The organism is Sulfitobacter sp. HI0129, from assembly GCF_001635395.1.
Classification (GTDB): Bacteria; Pseudomonadota; Alphaproteobacteria; order Rhodobacterales; family Rhodobacteraceae; genus Sulfitobacter.
On the sequence record NZ_LWGH01000042.1, the window covers coordinates 1 to 296 of the forward strand.

Genomic DNA, 296 nt, shown 5'->3' on the forward strand with positions numbered 1-296 from the left:
GGCAGCCCCGATGTCTGGGGCATCTATGAGCCTGACACCGGGTCTATCCAGTACATCTGTGCCGACCCCAAGACCCGCAAGGCGGCGTTGATCGACGTTGTCTGGAATTTCGATCCGAAGAACTACAAGTTCACCACCGAAAGCATGGATCAGGTTCTGGATCTGGTGAAGGAAAACGGGCTGAGCGTCCAATGGGTCCTCGACACGCACCCCCATGCCGACCACGTCATGGCCTCCGCCCACCTCAAGGAGCGTACGGGCGCCCCCAATGCGATCGGCGCTCTGGTGCCCGATAT

The 296-nt window shown here is 60.1% G+C and carries 1 protein-coding gene; it reads left to right on the plus strand.

From position 1 onward, the window contains the following. Positions 1 to 296 (plus strand): MBL fold metallo-hydrolase (locus tag A3764_RS00455; protein ID WP_150122014.1); only part of this gene is annotated, 296 nt, incomplete at both ends.